Origin of the sequence: Nocardiopsis sp. MG754419, assembly GCF_018207095.1 — a bacterium.
Classification (GTDB): Bacteria; Actinomycetota; Actinomycetes; order Streptosporangiales; family Streptosporangiaceae; genus Nocardiopsis.
Map to the genome: position 1 here is coordinate 1 of NZ_QOCZ01000119.1, position 16,714 is coordinate 16,714.

The 16,714-nt window shown below is 70.9% G+C and carries 12 protein-coding genes; 8 read left to right on the forward strand and 4 right to left on the reverse strand.

The window, feature by feature from the left end; translation table 11 throughout:
- From cobT to DSY14_RS20305, 6 genes are all read left to right on the forward strand, one after another.
- On the forward strand, window positions 1-1,877 hold a 1,877-nt coding region (gene cobT, locus DSY14_RS20280), incomplete at its 5' end, for a nicotinate-nucleotide--dimethylbenzimidazole phosphoribosyltransferase (protein ID WP_211718183.1).
- A 314-nt stretch (window positions 1,878-2,191) separates the two neighbouring features.
- Window positions 2,192-3,469, forward strand: a complete 1,278-nt coding sequence (gene cobA / locus DSY14_RS20285; RefSeq protein WP_211718184.1) for a uroporphyrinogen-III C-methyltransferase — start codon at window positions 2,192-2,194, stop codon at window positions 3,467-3,469.
- Window positions 3,470-3,544: 75 nt separating this feature from the next.
- Window positions 3,545-5,434: a dynamin family protein gene (locus DSY14_RS20290; protein WP_211718185.1), complete on the forward strand. Its 1,890-nt coding sequence runs from the start codon at window positions 3,545-3,547 to the stop codon at window positions 5,432-5,434.
- Window positions 5,431-8,397 (forward strand): GTPase, encoded by a 2,967-nt coding sequence (locus DSY14_RS20295; protein ID WP_211718186.1) that lies wholly within the window; start codon window positions 5,431-5,433, stop codon window positions 8,395-8,397. The genes DSY14_RS20290 and DSY14_RS20295 overlap by 4 nt, the downstream gene beginning before the upstream one ends.
- 473 nt (window positions 8,398-8,870) lie before the next feature.
- Window positions 8,871-10,217 carry a GGDEF domain-containing protein gene (locus DSY14_RS20300; RefSeq protein WP_211718187.1) on the forward strand — a complete coding sequence of 449 codons (1,347 nt, stop codon included), beginning with the start codon at window positions 8,871-8,873 and terminating at the stop codon, window positions 10,215-10,217.
- Between the two features lie 158 nt (window positions 10,218-10,375).
- On the forward strand, window positions 10,376-11,518 hold the full coding sequence (locus tag DSY14_RS20305; protein ID WP_211718188.1) for a DUF4192 domain-containing protein: 1,143 nt from the start codon (window positions 10,376-10,378) through the stop codon (window positions 11,516-11,518).
- Window positions 11,519-11,670: 152 nt separating this feature from the next.
- Here the strand turns inward: DSY14_RS20305 and DSY14_RS20310 are convergent, their stop codons facing one another.
- The gene (locus DSY14_RS20310; protein WP_211718189.1) at window positions 11,671-11,838 is read right to left on the reverse strand and encodes a DUF397 domain-containing protein; all 168 of its coding nucleotides are present in this window, start codon (window positions 11,836-11,838) and stop codon (window positions 11,671-11,673) included.
- The gene (locus DSY14_RS20315) at window positions 11,835-12,599 is read right to left on the reverse strand and encodes a helix-turn-helix transcriptional regulator (RefSeq protein ID WP_211718190.1); all 765 of its coding nucleotides are present in this window, start codon (window positions 12,597-12,599) and stop codon (window positions 11,835-11,837) included. The genes DSY14_RS20310 and DSY14_RS20315 overlap by 4 nt, the downstream gene beginning before the upstream one ends.
- A gap of 380 nt (window positions 12,600-12,979) precedes the next feature.
- Between DSY14_RS20315 and DSY14_RS20320 the strand changes: the two genes are divergently transcribed.
- The gene (locus tag DSY14_RS20320) at window positions 12,980-13,192 is read left to right on the forward strand and encodes a helix-turn-helix domain-containing protein (protein WP_211718191.1); all 213 of its coding nucleotides are present in this window, start codon (window positions 12,980-12,982) and stop codon (window positions 13,190-13,192) included.
- A 223-nt stretch (window positions 13,193-13,415) separates the two neighbouring features.
- On the opposite strand, the gene DSY14_RS20325 is transcribed toward DSY14_RS20320, so the two are convergent.
- Window positions 13,416-13,583 (reverse strand): DUF397 domain-containing protein, encoded by a 168-nt coding sequence (locus DSY14_RS20325; protein WP_211718192.1) that lies wholly within the window; start codon window positions 13,581-13,583, stop codon window positions 13,416-13,418.
- A 260-nt stretch (window positions 13,584-13,843) separates the two neighbouring features.
- Between DSY14_RS20325 and ettA the strand changes: the two genes are divergently transcribed.
- Window positions 13,844-15,508, forward strand: coding sequence for an energy-dependent translational throttle protein EttA (gene ettA / locus DSY14_RS20330; protein WP_211718193.1), 1,665 nt, complete (start codon window positions 13,844-13,846; stop codon window positions 15,506-15,508).
- A 111-nt stretch (window positions 15,509-15,619) separates the two neighbouring features.
- Here ettA and DSY14_RS20335 read toward each other — a convergent pair whose 3' ends face one another.
- Window positions 15,620-16,582, reverse strand: coding sequence for an SDR family NAD(P)-dependent oxidoreductase (locus DSY14_RS20335; protein ID WP_211718194.1), 963 nt, complete (start codon window positions 16,580-16,582; stop codon window positions 15,620-15,622).
- Window positions 16,583-16,714 lie beyond the last annotated feature (132 nt).

Genomic DNA, 16,714 nt, shown 5'->3' on the forward strand with positions numbered 1-16,714 from the left:
CAGCGGCCTCCCTCCCGGAACCGCAGCACACAGGGCCGCCCCGGGCGGGTGGTCCCGCCAGGGAGCGGTACACCCACAACCGGCCCACCCCGGTCCCCTCGGTTCCCCGAGCGCCCGTGGCCCCCCAGACCCCCGCGGACGACGCCTGGCGGCACACCGGCCAGGACTTCGACGCCGCCGAACGCGCCGCCGTCTATCGGGCCATCCGCGAGCGCCGCGACGTCCGTGCGGGTTTCCGTCCCGACCCGGTTCCCGCGGACGTGCTCACCCGTGTGCTGGAGGCCGCCCACCAGGCGCCCAGCGTCGGGCACACCCAGCCCTGGGACTTCCTGGTCATCGACGATCCGGAGCTGCGTGGCCGGGTGCGCGACCTCGCCGAGCAGGAGCGCGACACCCACTCCGGAGACCGGCCGGGCGCCCGCGCCCACGCCTTCTCGGGGCTCAAGGTGGAGGCGATCCTCGACAGCCCGCTCAACATCGCGGTGACGGTCGACGCCACCCGTGGCGGCTACGCGCCGGGACGGCACGCCAGGCCCGCCTCGTACTCGGCGGCGCTCGCGGTCGAGAACCTGTGGTTGGCCGCCCGGGCCGAGGGGCTCGGCGTGGGCTGGGTCGGACTCACCGACGAGCGCGGCGTCGCCGACGTCCTCGCGCTCCCCTCCCACCTGGAGGTCGTCGCCTACCTCTGTGTCGGCTACGTCGACGAGTTCCCCACCGAACCCGAACTCAGCCTCGCCGGCTGGGCGACGGGACGCCCCCTGTCCTGGGTCGTGCACCACGACCGCTACGGTCGACGCGGTCTGCCCGGCCAGGAGCCCACCACCCTGCTGGAGGAGACCATCACCGCCATCGGAGCGCTGAACGCCCGCGCCGTGGAGGAGGCCAGGGACCGGCAGGCCCGGATGACCAAGCCCCTGGGTTCCCTCGGGGTGCTGGAGGAGGTGTCGATCCGGCTCGCCGGGCTGGCGGGGGAGTGCCCGCCCCCCGTGCCCGAGCCCGCGGCCGTCGCCGTGTTCGCCGGTGACCACGGGGTCTACGCCCAGGGGGTGACCGCTTGGCCGCAGGAGGTCACCGCGCAGATGGTGCAGAACTTCCTCGACGGCGGGGCCGTGGTCAACGCCTTCGCCGAGCAGGTGGGCGCCGAGGTGACCGTCGTGGACGTGGGCGTGGTCGGCGACCTGCCCCACGCCGCCGGGCTGCTGCCCCGCAAGGTCGCGCGGGGGACCGCCGACTTCACGCAGGGGCCCGCCATGCACCGGGACCAGACGCTGCAGGCCATCGAGGGCGGGATCGAGGTCGCCCGCGACCTGGTGTCGGCGGGCAACCGCTGCCTGATCACCGGTGACATGGGCATCGGTAACACGACCCCCGCCGCCGCGCTGGTGTGCGCCTTCACCGGGGCCGACCCCGTGGAGGCCACCGGACGGGGCACCGGTGTGGACGACGCCACCTACGAGCACAAGGTCCAGGTCGTCCGCCGGGCGCTGGCCGCCAACCCCGTGAACCACGAGGACCCCATCGGCACCCTCGCCTCCCTGGGAGGTCTGGAGCACGCCGCGTTGACCGGGTTCATCCTGGGCGCCTCCGCTCTGCGGGTGCCGGTCCTGTTGGACGGTGTCATCGCGGGTTCGGCGGCGCTGGCCGCCGCCGCGATCTCGCCGGACGCGCTGGGGGCCTGCTTCGCCGGGCACCGCTCCGCCGAGCCCGGCCACGGTCTGGCGCTGCGGCACCTGGGTCTGACCCCGCTCGTGGACCTGGAGATGCGTCTGGGCGAGGGCTCCGGAGCGTTGCTGGCGCTGCCGCTGTTGCAGGGGTCGGCGCGTGCGTTGCGCACCGTCGCCACCTTCGACGCGGCGGGGGTCTCCACCGCCCACTGAGGAGGCCGCGCGACGACGGACGTCGGCGCGCGGCGGCGGTCGGTTCCGCCGGGTCGGCGCCGGGGAACGGACGTCCGAGAGCGATCGGGAACCGGTGCGGGGGCGGGTGTGGAGCACCCGCCCCCGCCGCCGTGATGCGGCGGGAGTCACCCTTGTCGGGGCGTGCCCGTTTACCCCAATGTGATGCCGCTTTGACAAGGTACTTTGGAGTAATCGCCGAATTTCGCCGGCGGCGTGGCGGGTCCTTCGTCACTCGCGCGCACCCCGCCGCCGACGTCGGGGGCCGGTACGGACGACCGTGAGGGGTACGATCCGTGACCTATCTCCTTGGTCTGCGCATGCGGGACCGTGACGTGCTCGTCGTGGGCGGAGGCAGGGTCGCCCAACGCCGGGTCCCCGTCCTCCTGGAGGCCGGCGCCCGCGTCACCCTGGTCTCGCCGCAGGTCTCCGCCGCTCTGGAGGACCTCGCCGACGCGGGTCGTCTCACCTGGCTCCGCCGCCCCTTCGCCCCCGGTGACGTGGCCGGCCCCGACGCCCCCGTCCACTGGTTGGTCCACGCCGCCACCGACTCCGCCGAGGTTAACGCCGCGGTGGCCGACGAGGCCGACGAGGCCCGCATCTGGTGCGTGCGCGCCGACGACCGGCACGCCTCCTCGGCGTGGACCCCGGCCAGCGGCACCGCGAACGGCATCACCGTGGGCGTGGTGGCCTCCGGCGACCCCCGGCGCTCCGCCGGACTGCGCGACGCCATCACCGACGGCCTGGCCGACGGCACCCTGGACGCCCGGCGCGGACGTGAACGTCTGCGCGGCGTCGCCCTCGTCGGTGGCGGCCCCGGCGACCCGGGACTGATCACGGTCCGCGGACGCCAGCTCCTGTCCCAGGCCGACGTGGTCGTGGTCGACCGACTCGCCCCCACGTCCCTGCTCGACGGGCTCGCGTCGGACGTGGAGATCGTGGACGCGGCGAAGATCCCCTACGGCCGCTCCATGGCCCAGGAGCAGATCAACGGCGTCTTGGTCGAACACGCCAAGAAGGGCAGGTTCGTCGTCCGGCTCAAGGGAGGCGACTCCTTCCTGTTCGGCCGTGGCGGCGAGGAGGCGGCGGCCTGCGCCGCGGCCGGTGTGCCGGTCGTCGTGGTCCCCGGGGTCACCAGCGCCCTGGCCGCCCCGGCCAGCGCGGGCATCCCCGCCACCCACCGCGGTGTGACGCAGGACGTGCACATCGTCTCCGCGCACGTCGTGCCGGGCGATCCGCGTTCCACCATCGACTGGACCGGGATCGCCCGCGCCGACGGCACCATCGTCGTCCTCATGGGATTGGAGCGGATCGAGGCCATCGTCGAGGCGTTGACCTCGCAGGGTCGTCCCCACGACACGCCGGTCGCCGTGGTACAGGACGCGACACTGCCGTCGCAGCGAACCGTGACGGGTACGCTGTCGAACATCGTCGCCACGGTCCGATCGACCGGAATGCGACCCCCCGCGGTGGTGATCATCGGAGAAGTGGTCCAAACTGCGCGGGAACTTGACATACTGCACACGGGAGTCCAGGACGAATTGGACCGACTGGCGACCGGGCGCGATCTCTAGAGAGACCTCCGACGGCGGTGCACGCCAGTCAAGTCGAGGGGGACCACCCGTACCGATGAGGAGGGCACACCGATCATGACCCGGCCGTCGGCCGCTCCGGACACCTCCGGTTCCGATGCCTCGGACCGGTTCGACACCGGACCGGACGCCACCTCCGCCCAGCCCACCGCGGGCCCGTCAGCCGTGTCCGCGGCCGAGGACCCCGGCGGTGGTCGCCGAGGTCCCACCGTGCCCGTGCCTTCCGGCCCGGCCAAGCATCGGGCGCCCAGCAACGATGACCACCATTTCGAACAGGTCCTGGAGTCCCTGCGCAAGCAGATCCGCGACCTGCGGTTCGCCGAGGGGCTGGCCGGCGCCGACGAGGGCGCGGTCCTGCGCGAGGACGTGCTGGCCCAGCTGTCCGACTACGTTCTGCCGCGTGTGCGCCGCCCCGACATCCCCCTGCTCATCGCCGTGGCCGGCTCCACCGGTGCTGGTAAGTCCACGCTGGTCAACAGCCTGGTCGGCGAACAGGTGACCACCACGGGCGTGCGCCGTCCCACCACCAACAGCCCCGTGCTGGCCTGCAACCCGGCCGACGTGGACTGGTTCAGTGAGGCCTCCTTCATCCCCTCCCTACCGCGTGTGCGGCAGCAGGGTCTGGCCATGCCCGGTAAGGACGGCATGCTGGTGCTGGCGGCCACGGAGGCCATGCCGCCCGGTGTCGCCCTCCTGGACACCCCCGACGTCGACTCGGCGGTGGCCGCCCACCACGAGTTCGCCGCCAAGTTCCTGGACGCCGCCGACCTGTGGGTGTTCGTCACCACCAGCGGTCGCTACGCCGACGCGCGGGTATGGGAGTTCCTGCAGGTCGCGCGGGACCGGGACACCTCCCTGGCCGTGGTGCTCTCCCGGGTTCCGCGCAAGGGACGCCGCCAACTGCTCGACCACTTCGGCGCGATGCTGGAGGCCAACGGTCTGGGTAACGCCGCCCGGTTCGCCATCCCCGAGACCGACCAGATCCGGGGCGAGCGCTTCACCTCCAACGTCGCCGACCACATACGGGACTTCCTGGCGGACGTGGCCGGTGAGGCCGAGCAGCGCGACCGGGTCTCCCGCCGCACGTTCATCGGCGTCATCGACAGCTTCCGCACCCGTGTCCCCGAACTGGCCCGCCAGGTCGAGGCGCAGATCGAGACCGGCCGCACCCTGGGTGCGGCCGTCGACGACGCCTACGCCGTGGCCGAGAAGCACATCGACACCTCCGTGGGCGACGGGTCGCTGTTGCGCGGATCCCTGCTGGCCCGCTGGCAGGAGGTCGCCGCCGGCGGTGAACTCGCCAAGAGCATGCGTCCGCGCAAGAAGCGTGCCCGCAAGTCCCGTGAGGGGCAGGTCGAGCGCAGCGAGCGGATCGGCGCCTTGGAGCGCGCGGTGCGCGACGCCCTGGAGGCCTTGGTGGTCTCCGCGGGTGAGCGCGCCTCCGAGCAGGTCGAGCAGCGCTGGCGTGAGACGCCCGGGGGCAGGGAGTTGGCCTCCGAGGCGCTCGACCTGCCGGGTACCGGCATGCTCGCCCAGCAGATCCGCCAGGAGATCGACGAGTGGCGGGGTGAGGTCGCCAAGATGACCGCGGCCGACGGCGCCACCAAGCGTTCGGTCGCCCGCTTCGTCACCTTCGACCACGAGGTCGTCGCCCTGGTCATGATCATCGACCTGTTGGGCTACGACCGTTCCCATGCCGGAGTCGGCGCCCATGCCGCCGATTCCGCAGGCCCCTCCCCGCAGCGCCTGTTGAAAGGGTTGTTCGCCGCCCAGTCGTTGCGCAGTATCGGTCAGACGGCGAGGGAGGACCTGCGCGAGCGTGTGCGTGGTCTGCTCTCCCAGGAGCGGGTGCCCTTCGACACCGCCCTGTCCTCTGCCGGCATCCCGTCCGACGACAGCGCCGTCCAGCTCTACCAGGCCACGTACAACCTCGAGATTGCGCGATGACGACTCAGTGGAACCCCGCCCAGGCGGGGGACGCAGGCCCCGGAGAAACGCACACCTCCGGTGAGGACACCGACCGCGAGAGCGCGTCCTCGACCGGACCGTGGGCGGACGACACCGAACCCGAGCCTTACCAGAGCGGCCCTTGGCGCGGTTACACCATGCCGGTGCCCGAGCACCCCGAGCACGCCCGGGAACGGATCCGCGGCGCGGAGGAACCCGCCGCCTACGACGGCATCACCGGTTATCCGGACCCGTCCGGGGCGGGGGCCGCCCTCGGCGGACTCCAGAAGCCGGCCGCCTCGCCCTGGAACGCGCAGGGGGACACCGAGGACGCGCACGGCACGGAGCCGGAGCGTGCCCGGGAACCCGAGCAGGAGCCGGCCCACGGGACGCAGCGACGCTTCGGCCGACACTCGCGTTCGGCGGCGGCCCCCGGCGGCGCCGGCCGCCGTGCGGCGACCCCCTCGGGGGAGGACGACGACCCCGAGAACCTCGCGGGATGGGTCGGCAGCCTCAGCGAGGCCGCCGACGACACCCGGATCGCCGGCCGGCACACCGGCAGCTTCCCGATCATCCGGCCCGAGACCGCGGAACCCGCCGGTGAGCGGAAGGACGCCGAGGAGACCGCCGACGCCTCGGGGACGGCGCGGGAACACGGCGCTTCCGAGCGTGCCGAGCGCGAGGACCGTCGTGCCGAGGACGACCGGGTGCAGGGCGCCCGATCCGAGGACACCGAGGTCGACAACGGCGCCCGCGAGCGGACCGTCGAGGCCGAGGGGCCGTGGGACACCTCGGAGTCGACCTCCGAGACCGTCGACCGGCGTGGGGCCCGACCGGCCCCCGGAGTGGTCCGGACCTCGCCCGACACCACCTGGGTGGGGCCGGGGAACGGCGACGACGAACCGGTCGCCGCCTCCACCGACGTCGGTGACGTGCTCGCGCCCGCCTTCGGCGACAACGCCTTCCCGCCCGGCGCGCAGCGCCTCGGCGGGGGCGTCCGGAACGACGGCGGGGCGGACGACCGCGCCGACGAGGACACCGCAGCGCGGGCCGACGCCCCCGCCGGTGAGAGCAACGAGGCCGCACCCGACGACGACGCGCCGCCGCCCCTGCCCCGCAGAATCCCCGGGCCCTCGGCGGTCTCCGGCGCCTTCCGGGCGATCGGCGCGGACACGCCCGCCACCGGCGCGGGCGAGCACGGCACGGGCATCGGTCCGGGAACCGGCGCGGGGGCGGACACCTCCGACACCGCGCAGGTCACCGACCCCGCGGAGCCGGAGGACGACACCGCGTTCGCCGACACCGACGAGGAGTACCGCCCCACCAACCACGACCGGTGGCTGCCCACCAGCACCACCACGCGCGCCGAACTCATCGAGCGCCTGGACTCGCTGAGCACCCTCGTCGAGATCGGCAAGGACGACCTGCCCGACGAGGTGTTGGGCCGGGCCGGACAGCTCCTCGACCACGCTGGGGCGCGGCTGCGTCTGTCCGGAGACCACACGGTCGTGGCCTTGGCCGGCGGCACCGGCAGCGGCAAGTCGTCCCTGTTCAACGCGCTCTGTGGGCTGGAACTGTCGCAGACCGGCGTCACCCGACCGACCACGTCCAAGGCGCACGCCTGCGTGTGGGGACACGAGGGCGCCGACGCCCTGCTGAGCTGGCTGGGTGTGCCCGACCGCTACCGTCACTCGCGCACCAGCGTTCTGGACAGCGGTGACTCCGGGCTGACCGGTCTCGTGCTGCTGGACCTGCCCGACCACGACTCGGTGCGCAGCATGCACACGGCCGAGGCCGACCGCCTCATCGGATCGGTCGACCTGCTGGTGTGGGTCCTGGACCCGCAGAAGTACGCCGACGCCGCCATCCACCACCGCTACCTGGCCAAGATGGCCGGGCACGGCGCCGTCACCGTCGCCGTTCTCAACCAGGTCGACAAGGTCGAGCCGGCCGAGCTGGAGGAGCTCCTCACCGACCTGCGTCGCCTGTTGGAGACCGAGTCCGGGGTGCACCCCCGGGTCATCACCACCTCCACCATCACCGACCAGGGCATCGACGAGCTGCGCGAGTTCCTCAGCGAGACGGTGACCGACAAGCGCGCTCTGGTGGACCGTCTGGTCGCCGACCTGGATCAGGTCATCGAACCGTTCGAGGAGTTCCACGGCGAGAACGAGGTCCCCGAGACCGTGTCCGCCCAGGTGCGCTCGCGGATCCAGCAGGGTCTGGCGGACGCCGCCGGTGTGTCCGCGGTGGCCGACGTCGTGGAGACCAACGACGTTCGGCGCGGTCGACGCCGGGTGGGCTGGCCGGTGGCCCGGCGCGCGGCCAGGTTCCGCAAGGACCCGCTCGCGGCCGTGCAGCTGGAGTTCCTGCGCCGTGACGACCCCGGCGTGGGTGGACCCGTCGACGCGCACGAGGCCGAGCTGGAGACCTCCCTGGGGGAGGCCGCCGACGTGGTCTCGCAGGACATGCCCTCGGTGTGGCGACGCAGGATGCGCGCGGCGGCCCGTGCCGGAGTGGCCGAGCTGCCCGCGGAACTGGGTGAGGCCGTGGCGGCCGCGGTCGGCGACCCGGAGCGCAGCCCCGGCTGGTGGCGGACCGCCCGCATGGTCCAGTACGCGCTCTTGACCGTCGCCGGGGTCGCCCTGCTGTGGGCGCTGGCGTCGCTCGTCGGTTGGCTCGGTGGCGGTATCACCGGCCTGCGACTGTTCGACGACCCCATGGCCATGGCCTACGCGGGTGCGGTGGCCGTCGCCGGCCTGTTGGTGGGCTGGTTGACCGGTGTGGGATGCGGCAACCTCGTGGAGGTGGCCGCGGTCCAGCGCCGTGAGGACGTGGAGCGCGACGCCCAGGGTCGGGTCCGGGAGATCGCCGGTCTGCGCGTGGTGGCCCCGATGGAGGAGGAACTGGCGCGCTACCGCGCCTTCCGTGCCGCTTACGAGGTGGCCCGCCCGAGGGAGTGACCGCACGGAGCGCCCTACGGCGCGACCCGCGCTGGGCGCGGTGGGACGGAACGAGAACGGTGCCGCTCGGGGAGGAACCCGGGCGGCACCGTGGCAGCGGGGACGGGAAGCCGAACGGGCGACCGTCCCCGTTCGTGTCTGCGCGGGGGAGGTTCACGGCCAGTAGAGGACAAATCGTGACGCTTGTAAATGCCCCAGAGACACAGGGTGACGGCTACCGTAGGCACAACTCGTGAGTCACATACAATCGGCAATTAAGTTATTACCCAAAGTAATGTAAAGTGAGGGCGGTGTGCTAACGCGGGTGCCGACCTGCGGGGTTCATCCGTGACCCAGGAGGCGGAGCGATACCGGCGGGGAACGGGGGGCGAGCCCGGTTCGTCGAAGTGGAAACCGTGAGAGGCGGTGGGCACATCAGAGTCGGTGGTCCTGAGCGGATGGCAGTGGGCACAGCGGGAAGGGAGGACGGAGCGGTGAGCATCTCGGAGAAGCCGATGGCCCCCGAGGAGACCCCGCCCGAACGGCGGAGCTCTTGGCCGGTCTTCGAGCAGCCGCGTGGACTGGTCGTGTACCTCGTCGTGTTGGTGGCCGCCGCGCTGTTCCTGTTCGGTGTCGCCATCGCCCAGACGACGGTCACCACCCTCGACCTCGTGCTCTTCGTCGCCCTCGTCCTGTGCGCCCTGGTGTGCCTGGAGGCGATCCGTCGCATCGGCGTGCCCGAGGGCCTGAGCCGTGACCTGCTGGGGGCGTGGTGGCTTCCGGCCATGCTCCTGCTGCCGCCCCTGTACTCCCTGCTCATCCCGGTCCCCGTCTTCCTGCTCCAGCGCCGCAAGCGGCGCGCGATGTTGCACCGACAGGTGTTCAACACGGCCTCCGTCGGTGTCTCGGGGTTCCTGGCGTCGATGGTCTGGCACGGGGCACAGGGCGGCCTGGTCGCCGGGATCGGTGGAGCCCCCGACACGCACGCCACCCTCGCCAGCGTCAACGGCGTCTTCCTCGCTCTGCTGTGCTGCGCCGTCTTCACCCTGTTCAACACGGCGCTGGTGTTCATGGCCGCCCGGCTCAGCACCGAGGGTGGAACGCCGAGCATGTGGGACCGTGAGGCGTTCCTGGTGGACTGCGTCGAATTATGTGTCGGCGTCACGGTCGCCATCCTCGCCCAGCTGTCCCTGTTCCTCCTGGTCATCGCGGTACCGCCGGTCCTGTTGCTCCAGCGCAGTCTCGTCTACCAGCAGTTGCAGACCGCCGCCCGGACCGATCCCAAGACCGGGCTGCTCAACGCGCCCACCTGGGAAAAGGAAGCGGCGAGCCAGGTCGCACGGGCCCGGGCCGCACAGGGCCGCGCCGCGGTGCTCATCGTCGACATCGACCACTTCAAACGGGTCAACGACACCTACGGGCACCTGTTCGGCGACCAGGTCCTGTTGGGGGTGGCCACCACGATCTCCCAACAGCTCCGGCAGTCGGACCTGCTCGGCAGGTTCGGCGGCGAGGAGTTCGTGGTCCTGCTGCCCGGAGCCGACACCACGGAGGCGTGGCAGGCCGCCGAACGGCTGCGGTCCCAGGTCGGACGGATGGAGATCGCCGTGGACGACGTCCTCGTCTCGATCACCATCTCGATCGGCGTCGCGGTGGTCGGTGACCACGGTGACGACCTGGTCGAGTTGCTGACCGCCGCGGATCTGGCGCTCTATCGCGCCAAGGAGACCGGTCGTGACCGAGTGTGCCTGCCCGCGGGCCGTCCCGAGGTGAGCGGCAAGATCCCCGGCCCGCGCGAGGGACGGGGACACGAGGGCAGCGGGGCCGAGAACCTTCCCTGACCCGCCGGTGCGTGTCGGGGAGGTTGTCCACAGGTCCTGAAACGCCCCTTGCCGCGCGGGTCGTGGTGACGGAACGTGATCACATGCCCTGCGAACAGTATGGACCCGATGACCATTCACCCTTCACGCACGGTCATGCCCGCTCCGGCGGGTCGGCCGTGCCTCCACCCCGACCCGCGCCGTCGAGGTCCGCACCCCACCTGAGCGACCCGCGCGCGTTCCTGGCCGCCCTGCCCACCCTGGCGCGACGCCCGCTCGACGACGCGATCGTCGTCCTGGTGCTGAACCGGGATGGACCCCGTGGTGTTCTGCACGGAACACTCGACCACCTGGACCGCGTCCTGACCACGGCGCACAGTGGGGTCCAGGCGGTCCGGGCCGCTCGGGAGTTGGCGGGGGAGGCGGCGCTGCTGGCCGGCTTCGGCCCACCCGGTCGGGTGGGCCCGCACGTGCGGGCGTTCCTCGCCGAGGCGGAACGGTCGGAATTGTCGGTCCTGGCGGCGTTGCGGGTGACCGGGGACCGCTTCTGGTCCACGCTGTGCGAGGGGGCGGGCTGCTGCCCGGCGGAGGGAACGCCCTTCGACCCCCGGGCACGATCGGTCCTGTGGAAACCTCCGGACCTTCGCCCCGAGCGAGGGACCCGGACGGCTGGCCCTCCGGGGACGCCGCCGGAAAGCCCGCCCGTAGCCTCCCCGCCGCCCAGCCGCGGGACGGTCGATGATCCGGGGCTCGTCCGGGTCCGGGCTCTGCTGGAACCGGTGGACGGAACGCAACGGGAGGCCGTGGCCGTGGAGGCCGCACTCCTGGAGGAGGGGTGCGGTCGGGACGGCGCACGTGGGTCCTCACGGCTCAGGATCCGGCAGGTGAGGGCACTGGTGCGGGCTGAGGAGGTCGAGCGGGTGACGGCCCCCGCGGCGCTGGCGATGCTGGGGGTGCACCTTCTGGACCTGCGTGTCCGTGACGCGTTGTGGGCCCGCATCACACCGGAGGTCGCTCCACTCCATGTGCGTCTGTGGTCCCGGGTCGCCCGTCACGTGCCCCGCCGTCTGTCGGCGGGACCGGCCTCCCTGCTGGCGGTGGCCGCCTGGCAGGCACAGGATCGCTTGCTGGCGCGGGAGGCGGTGGAGGCCGCCCTGGCCGCGCGTCCGGGTTACGGGATGGCGGTGCTGATGGAACGCGCTCTGGGCTGGGGGCTCTCCGCCGAACGCTGGGCACGGCACATGGCCGAGCACGCCGGAGCGTTCGAGATCGGGGGAGAGGAGGGGCAGACCGGCGCGGGTCCGGTGCCACCGCCTCGCTGAGTCGGTGGTCTTCCTGCGGCGGTCGATCGGCCCTTCGGGTTCGGTCGGGTCACCTGTGCCGGGGGCTCCCATCGGGCTGTCGCCGCTGCGTTCCGAGAGATGACGCGACCCCCGCCGTGAGGGTCGGGGGTCGGAGGCGGCTCATGTGAACCTCAGGGTGTCGTGCAGCGCAGCAGCGCGGACCACTCCGAGACGGGGAAGGAGAGATGGCCTGCTTCGCGGTGCTGGGTGTCGCGCACTTCCGCGCAGCCGGGGGTCTCACGAACTTCGACGCACTGACCGCCAGTATTGCTGTAGCTGGATTTGTGCCAGGTGTTCATCGTAGTTCCTCCAACACTTTTCGCGACTGGGGGGTTGGAAGGGCCATGGCAAGCGCGCGCTTGACCAGTTCCGTCAGTCGATCGAAGCCGTCTGTTTCACCATAGACGACATTACCGGTCAGATGATCGGCGCTGGCGGCCTTCCCGCCTTCCAACAGTCGAACGAGCAGCATGGGAGACGTGATCCCGATCAGAGCCGAACCCTCGGGTACAAGGTGGAGACTCACACGGTCCATCGACAACAGGTGGTCGACTTGCTCAATCCGCACCGACTGGGGGACACAGAGCAGAGCGGATACCGGGAACACGGCCGAAACTCTCGGGTCGTTGCGCGTTCGTAGATGTTCGTAGCGACCGCAGCGAACCGATACCAGGCGTCGAATCTCCGCCGCTTGCGACAGGGGTTGCCCCTCGCGAAAGACGATCTCCGCATAAGACGGTGACTGTAGTAATCCTGGAACCAACACGGGTGACACGTACTCGATAAGAGACGCTGCTTCTTCAAGATTTCCCGCGTTTTGCATCCACGGGAGTAGCGTGCTTTCGGAGGTCAGCTTCTCCCATTTTCGGAAGAGTGCCCCCCGAAGTTTCAAGGCTTTGTCCAGCTTCACTGCGTCATCTCGCGCTGGGACGAAGTGGTCATTCTCCCAGCGCGACAGCGTGGACGAGGAGCTACCCGCCTCATGGGCCAGTCGGCGAAGTGTGTAGCCAGCACGTTTGCGCTCTTTTGTGAGGTATGGCCCGAACGTTTGCTCCACCATGTCCCACACGCTAAGGCCTTTGTTGCAGTGCGGTCCATAGCCGTGGGGGTTATGGGGCACTATCTGTGGGACAGCGGGTAGCGAGGCGATCCTGGGGTCATGGACGCACATGAACGCGCAGTCAATGGACCCATCGACCCCTCGGGTCTTGTGTGGGCCACTCTCGGGCCTCGCCGAACAGGGCGCCGAAAAGACGAACCCGCCAGGGCGGAGAACGGCCATTTCCGACAGAGGGTCGGGGATTTCCGGTGTCGACGTGGGCGTGGTCCCACATCCCCGTCGGTGGCACGCCGTTCGGGAGGGTTCGTGAGGGCGGGCGGGACGAGGTGTCGGGGTGTCGTGCCGATGGTGGCCCCGTCTCTCGCGGCGGGGATCGGCCGATGATCGACACCCGTGAGGACCTGATGGCGACCGGACGACCCTTCTACTTCACCACGGGGGAGGTCGCCCGCGTTCTGAGGGTCGGCACCACCACCGTCAAGAAGCTCGAACGCACGGGACGTCTCCCCGCGCTCAAGAACCACCGCGGATGGCGTTTCTTCAACGCGGGCGATGTCTATGACTTCATGGACCGTGCGCGGACCGAGCGGTGAGGATCGAGAACGTCGATGGACCGGAGCCCGGCGACACGAGACGGCGAAGACCCCCGCGGGCCGGTGACGCCCCTGTTGCCCCGCGCCCGCACGCAGGACCGTCGGGGAACGTGAACCGTCACAGGGCGGTCCCCGCAACCCCGTGGCCCGACGACCAGACCCCCGGTGGCGTTGTTCCACCGGGGGTCCTTCCTCATCTTCGCTCGTGCCGACTCGGCGCCGGTCAGCGTCTCTCCGTCCTCAGCAACGCCCACCATTCCGCGGGGGAGAAGGACAGGTGGCCCGCTTCGCGGTTCCGGGTGTCGCGTACGTCCGCTCCACCGGGGGTCTCCCGCACCTCGACGCACTGACCGTTGGCGTTGCTGTGGGAACTCTTGTGCCAGGCATGCATAGCGGTCCTTTCGACAACGTCGCCCGCCCGTCCTGAGGGGATGCGGGTCCCGTACCGGCGACGCCTGTGGACGTTCCTCCCCCGCCTCGCGGTCCGAACACCCGTCTTCGGGAACACGGGGCATAGAACGCCTCGTTCGTGTGTTCCACAGTCGACATCGGGGACCTTGGGACCGAACGCGGCGAAGCCCCTGCCGGGCGGTCGCCGCACGTGCTCTCCACAGGTCTCGGCACACCCCCCGACGCCCTAGGCTTGGAGTCATGCCGGAGTACATCTACACCATGCAAAACGTGCGCAAGGCGCACGGCGACAAGGTCGTCCTGGACAACGTTTCGGGTTCGTTCCTGCCCGGAGCCAAGATCGGCGTCGTGGGGCCCAACGGCTCGGGTAAGTCGACGCTGCTGAAGATCATGGCCGGCATCGAGCAGGCGTCCAACGGCGAGGCGCGACTCATGCCGGGCTTCACCGTCGGTCTGCTCGCGCAGGAGCCGCACCTGGACGAGTCCAAGACCGTCCTGGAGAACGTCGAGGACGGCGTCGCCGAGACCAAGGCGATGCTCGACCGATTCAACGAGATCGCCGAGAAGATGGCGACGGACTACTCCGACGATCTTCTCGAAGAGATGGGCAAGCTCCAGGAGCAGCTCGACCACCGCAACGCCTGGGACCTGGACAGCCAGCTCGCACAGGCGATGGACGCCCTGCGCTGCCCGCCCGGGGACGCCGACGTCACCCAGCTCTCCGGTGGTGAGAAGCGCCGGGTCGCGCTCTGCAAGATTTTGCTGGAGGCTCCCGACCTGCTGCTGCTGGACGAGCCCACCAACCACCTGGACGCCGAGAGCGTGAACTGGCTGGAGCAGCACCTGGCCAAGTACCCCGGCACCATCATCGCCATCACCCACGACAGGTACTTCCTGGACCACGTGGCCACCTGGATCCTGGAGCTGGACCGCGGCCAGTTCTACCCCTACGAGGGCAACTACAGCACCTACCTCGAGACCAAGCAGGCCCGCCTGAAGGTCGAGGGGCAGAAGGACGTCAAGAAGGCCAAGCGCCTCAAGGACGAGCTGGAGTGGGTCCGCTCCAACGCCAAGGCCCGTCAGACCAAGAGCAAGTCGCGTCTGGCCCGCTACGAGGAGATGGCGGCCGAGGCCGACAAGACCCGCAAGCTGGACTTCGAGGAGATCCAGATCCCGCCGGGTCCGCGTCTGGGCAACACCGTGGTCGAGGTCAAGAACCTCACCAAGGGCTTCGACGACCGGGTGCTCATCGAGAACCTCAGCTTCTCGCTGCCGCCCAACGGCATCGTCGGCATCATCGGCCCCAACGGTGTCGGTAAGACCACCCTCTTCAAGATGATCGTCGGCGAGGAGGCCCCCGACGAGGGCAAGATCACCGTCGGTGACACCGTCGAGACCTCCTACGTCGACCAGTACCGGGGTCGGATCGACGACTCCAAGAACGTGTGGGAGACCGTCTCCGACGGCGAGTCCTTCATCACGGTCGGCAAGGTCGAGATCCCCAGCCGCGCCTACGTCGCCGCCTTCGGGTTCAAGGGGTCGGACCAGCAGAAGGCCTCGGGCGTGCTGTCCGGTGGTGAGCGCAACCGCGTCAACCTGGCGCTCACGCTCAAGCAGGGCGGCAACCTGCTGCTCCTGGACGAGCCCACCAACGACCTGGACGTGGAGACCCTGGGCTCGCTGGAGAACGCGATCCTGGACTTCCCCGGCTGCGCCGTGATCACCTCCCACGACCGGTGGTTCCTCGACCGCGTCGCCACGCACATCCTCGCCTGGGAGGGTGGCGCCAACTGGTTCTGGTTCGAGGGTAACTTCGAGTCCTACGAGAAGAACAAGGTCGAGCGTCTCGGCCCGGAGGCCGCGCGTCCGCACGCGGTCACCCACCGCAAGCTCACCCGCGACTAGTCATCGCGTCGGCTCGCACGGGCCTCGCCCACCGTCCTCGGACGGTGGGCGAGGCCCTTCGTCGTGCGGGTGTCCGGGCGGGCCCCGGACCGGGGCTCCCCGTATGCGGGATCAGGTGCGAGCGAAGGCGTCCACACCGGTGAGCTCCGCCGACCAGGCCCATAGACGTTCGGCCTGCTCGGGGTCCAGGGCGTGGTCGGCGACCCCGGCCTCGCCCAGCTCAGGGTCGGCCGCCTCGGGGCGTTCGGCGATGTCGACGTTCTCGCAGTACAGTCCGCCCAGGTGCGCGAGCCGAGGTGAGGTGGCGGCCCAGACCTGGGTGGCCGCGCCCTGCTCGGGCGACTTGAAGGTGGGGTTGACGACGGTGCCCTGAGCGTCGATCCACCCCCGATCGACCATCTCCTCGGTGCTCATGTGCCGCTGCAACGAGGTGCGGATCGCCCCCGGGTGCAGGGAGAAGGCCCGGACCCCCTGCTCGCGGCCGAGCCGGTCCAGGTGCACGGCGAAGAGGACGTTCGCGGTCTTGGACTGCCCGTAGGCCGCCCAGCGGTCGTAGCCCCCCGCGAACCACGGATCGTCCCAGCGGATACCGGAGGCGTGGTGGCCCGCGGAGGACACCGCGACCACACGGGCGTCGGCGCCGAGCCTCGGCCACAGGAGGTTGACCAGGGCGAAGTGCCCCAGGTGGTTGACGGCGAACTGGGACTCCCAGCCGGGGCCCACCACGGTGTGCGGGGCGGCCATGATGCCCGCGCTGTTGATCACCAGGTCGATCCGGTCGTGGGGGAAGCGGTCCGCGAAGGCGCGCACGCTCTCCAGGTCGGCCAGGTCCAGTGCGGCGACCTCCGCTCCGGAAATCCCCGAAAGAGCCTCCCGCGCCTGTTCGGGTCTGCGCGCCGGAACGACCACTCGGGCGCCCGCGTGCGCGAGGGCCCGGGTGGTCTCCAGCCCGATCCCCGAGTAACCACCGGTCACCAGGGCGACCTCGCCGGTCAGGTCGATGTCGTCGAGCACCTCGGCCGCCGTGCTGCGCATGCCGAAGCCGGATCCGATCTTGTGCTGTGTCGTGGTCATGCGGCCCACGGTAGGAGACCGCCGCCCCGACCCCGGGGAAGGACACCGCCCGAAGGGGCCCTGCGCGCGCCCGGTCGGGGTCGGTGTCGGAGGGCCGGGGCGTGCCGTGGGGAGGCGGTCCCCCGGTGGGGG

Excerpts from the sequence above, each read along its gene's own strand:
- DSY14_RS20315 (WP_211718190.1), bottom strand. The coding sequence starts at position 12,599 with ATGGTGGAGCAAACGTTCGGGCCATACCTCACAAAAGAGCGCAAACGT.
- DSY14_RS20320 (WP_211718191.1), top strand. The coding sequence starts at position 12,980 with ATGATCGACACCCGTGAGGACCTGATGGCGACCGGACGACCCTTCTAC.
- ettA (WP_211718193.1), top strand. The coding sequence starts at position 13,844 with ATGCCGGAGTACATCTACACCATGCAAAACGTGCGCAAGGCGCACGGC.
- DSY14_RS20325 (WP_211718192.1), bottom strand. The coding sequence starts at position 13,583 with ATGCATGCCTGGCACAAGAGTTCCCACAGCAACGCCAACGGTCAGTGC.
- DSY14_RS20290 (WP_211718185.1), top strand. The coding sequence starts at position 3,545 with ATGACCCGGCCGTCGGCCGCTCCGGACACCTCCGGTTCCGATGCCTCG.
- DSY14_RS20295 (WP_211718186.1), top strand. The coding sequence starts at position 5,431 with ATGACGACTCAGTGGAACCCCGCCCAGGCGGGGGACGCAGGCCCCGGA.
- DSY14_RS20310 (WP_211718189.1), bottom strand. The coding sequence starts at position 11,838 with ATGAACACCTGGCACAAATCCAGCTACAGCAATACTGGCGGTCAGTGC.
- DSY14_RS20335 (WP_211718194.1), bottom strand. The coding sequence starts at position 16,582 with ATGACCACGACACAGCACAAGATCGGATCCGGCTTCGGCATGCGCAGC.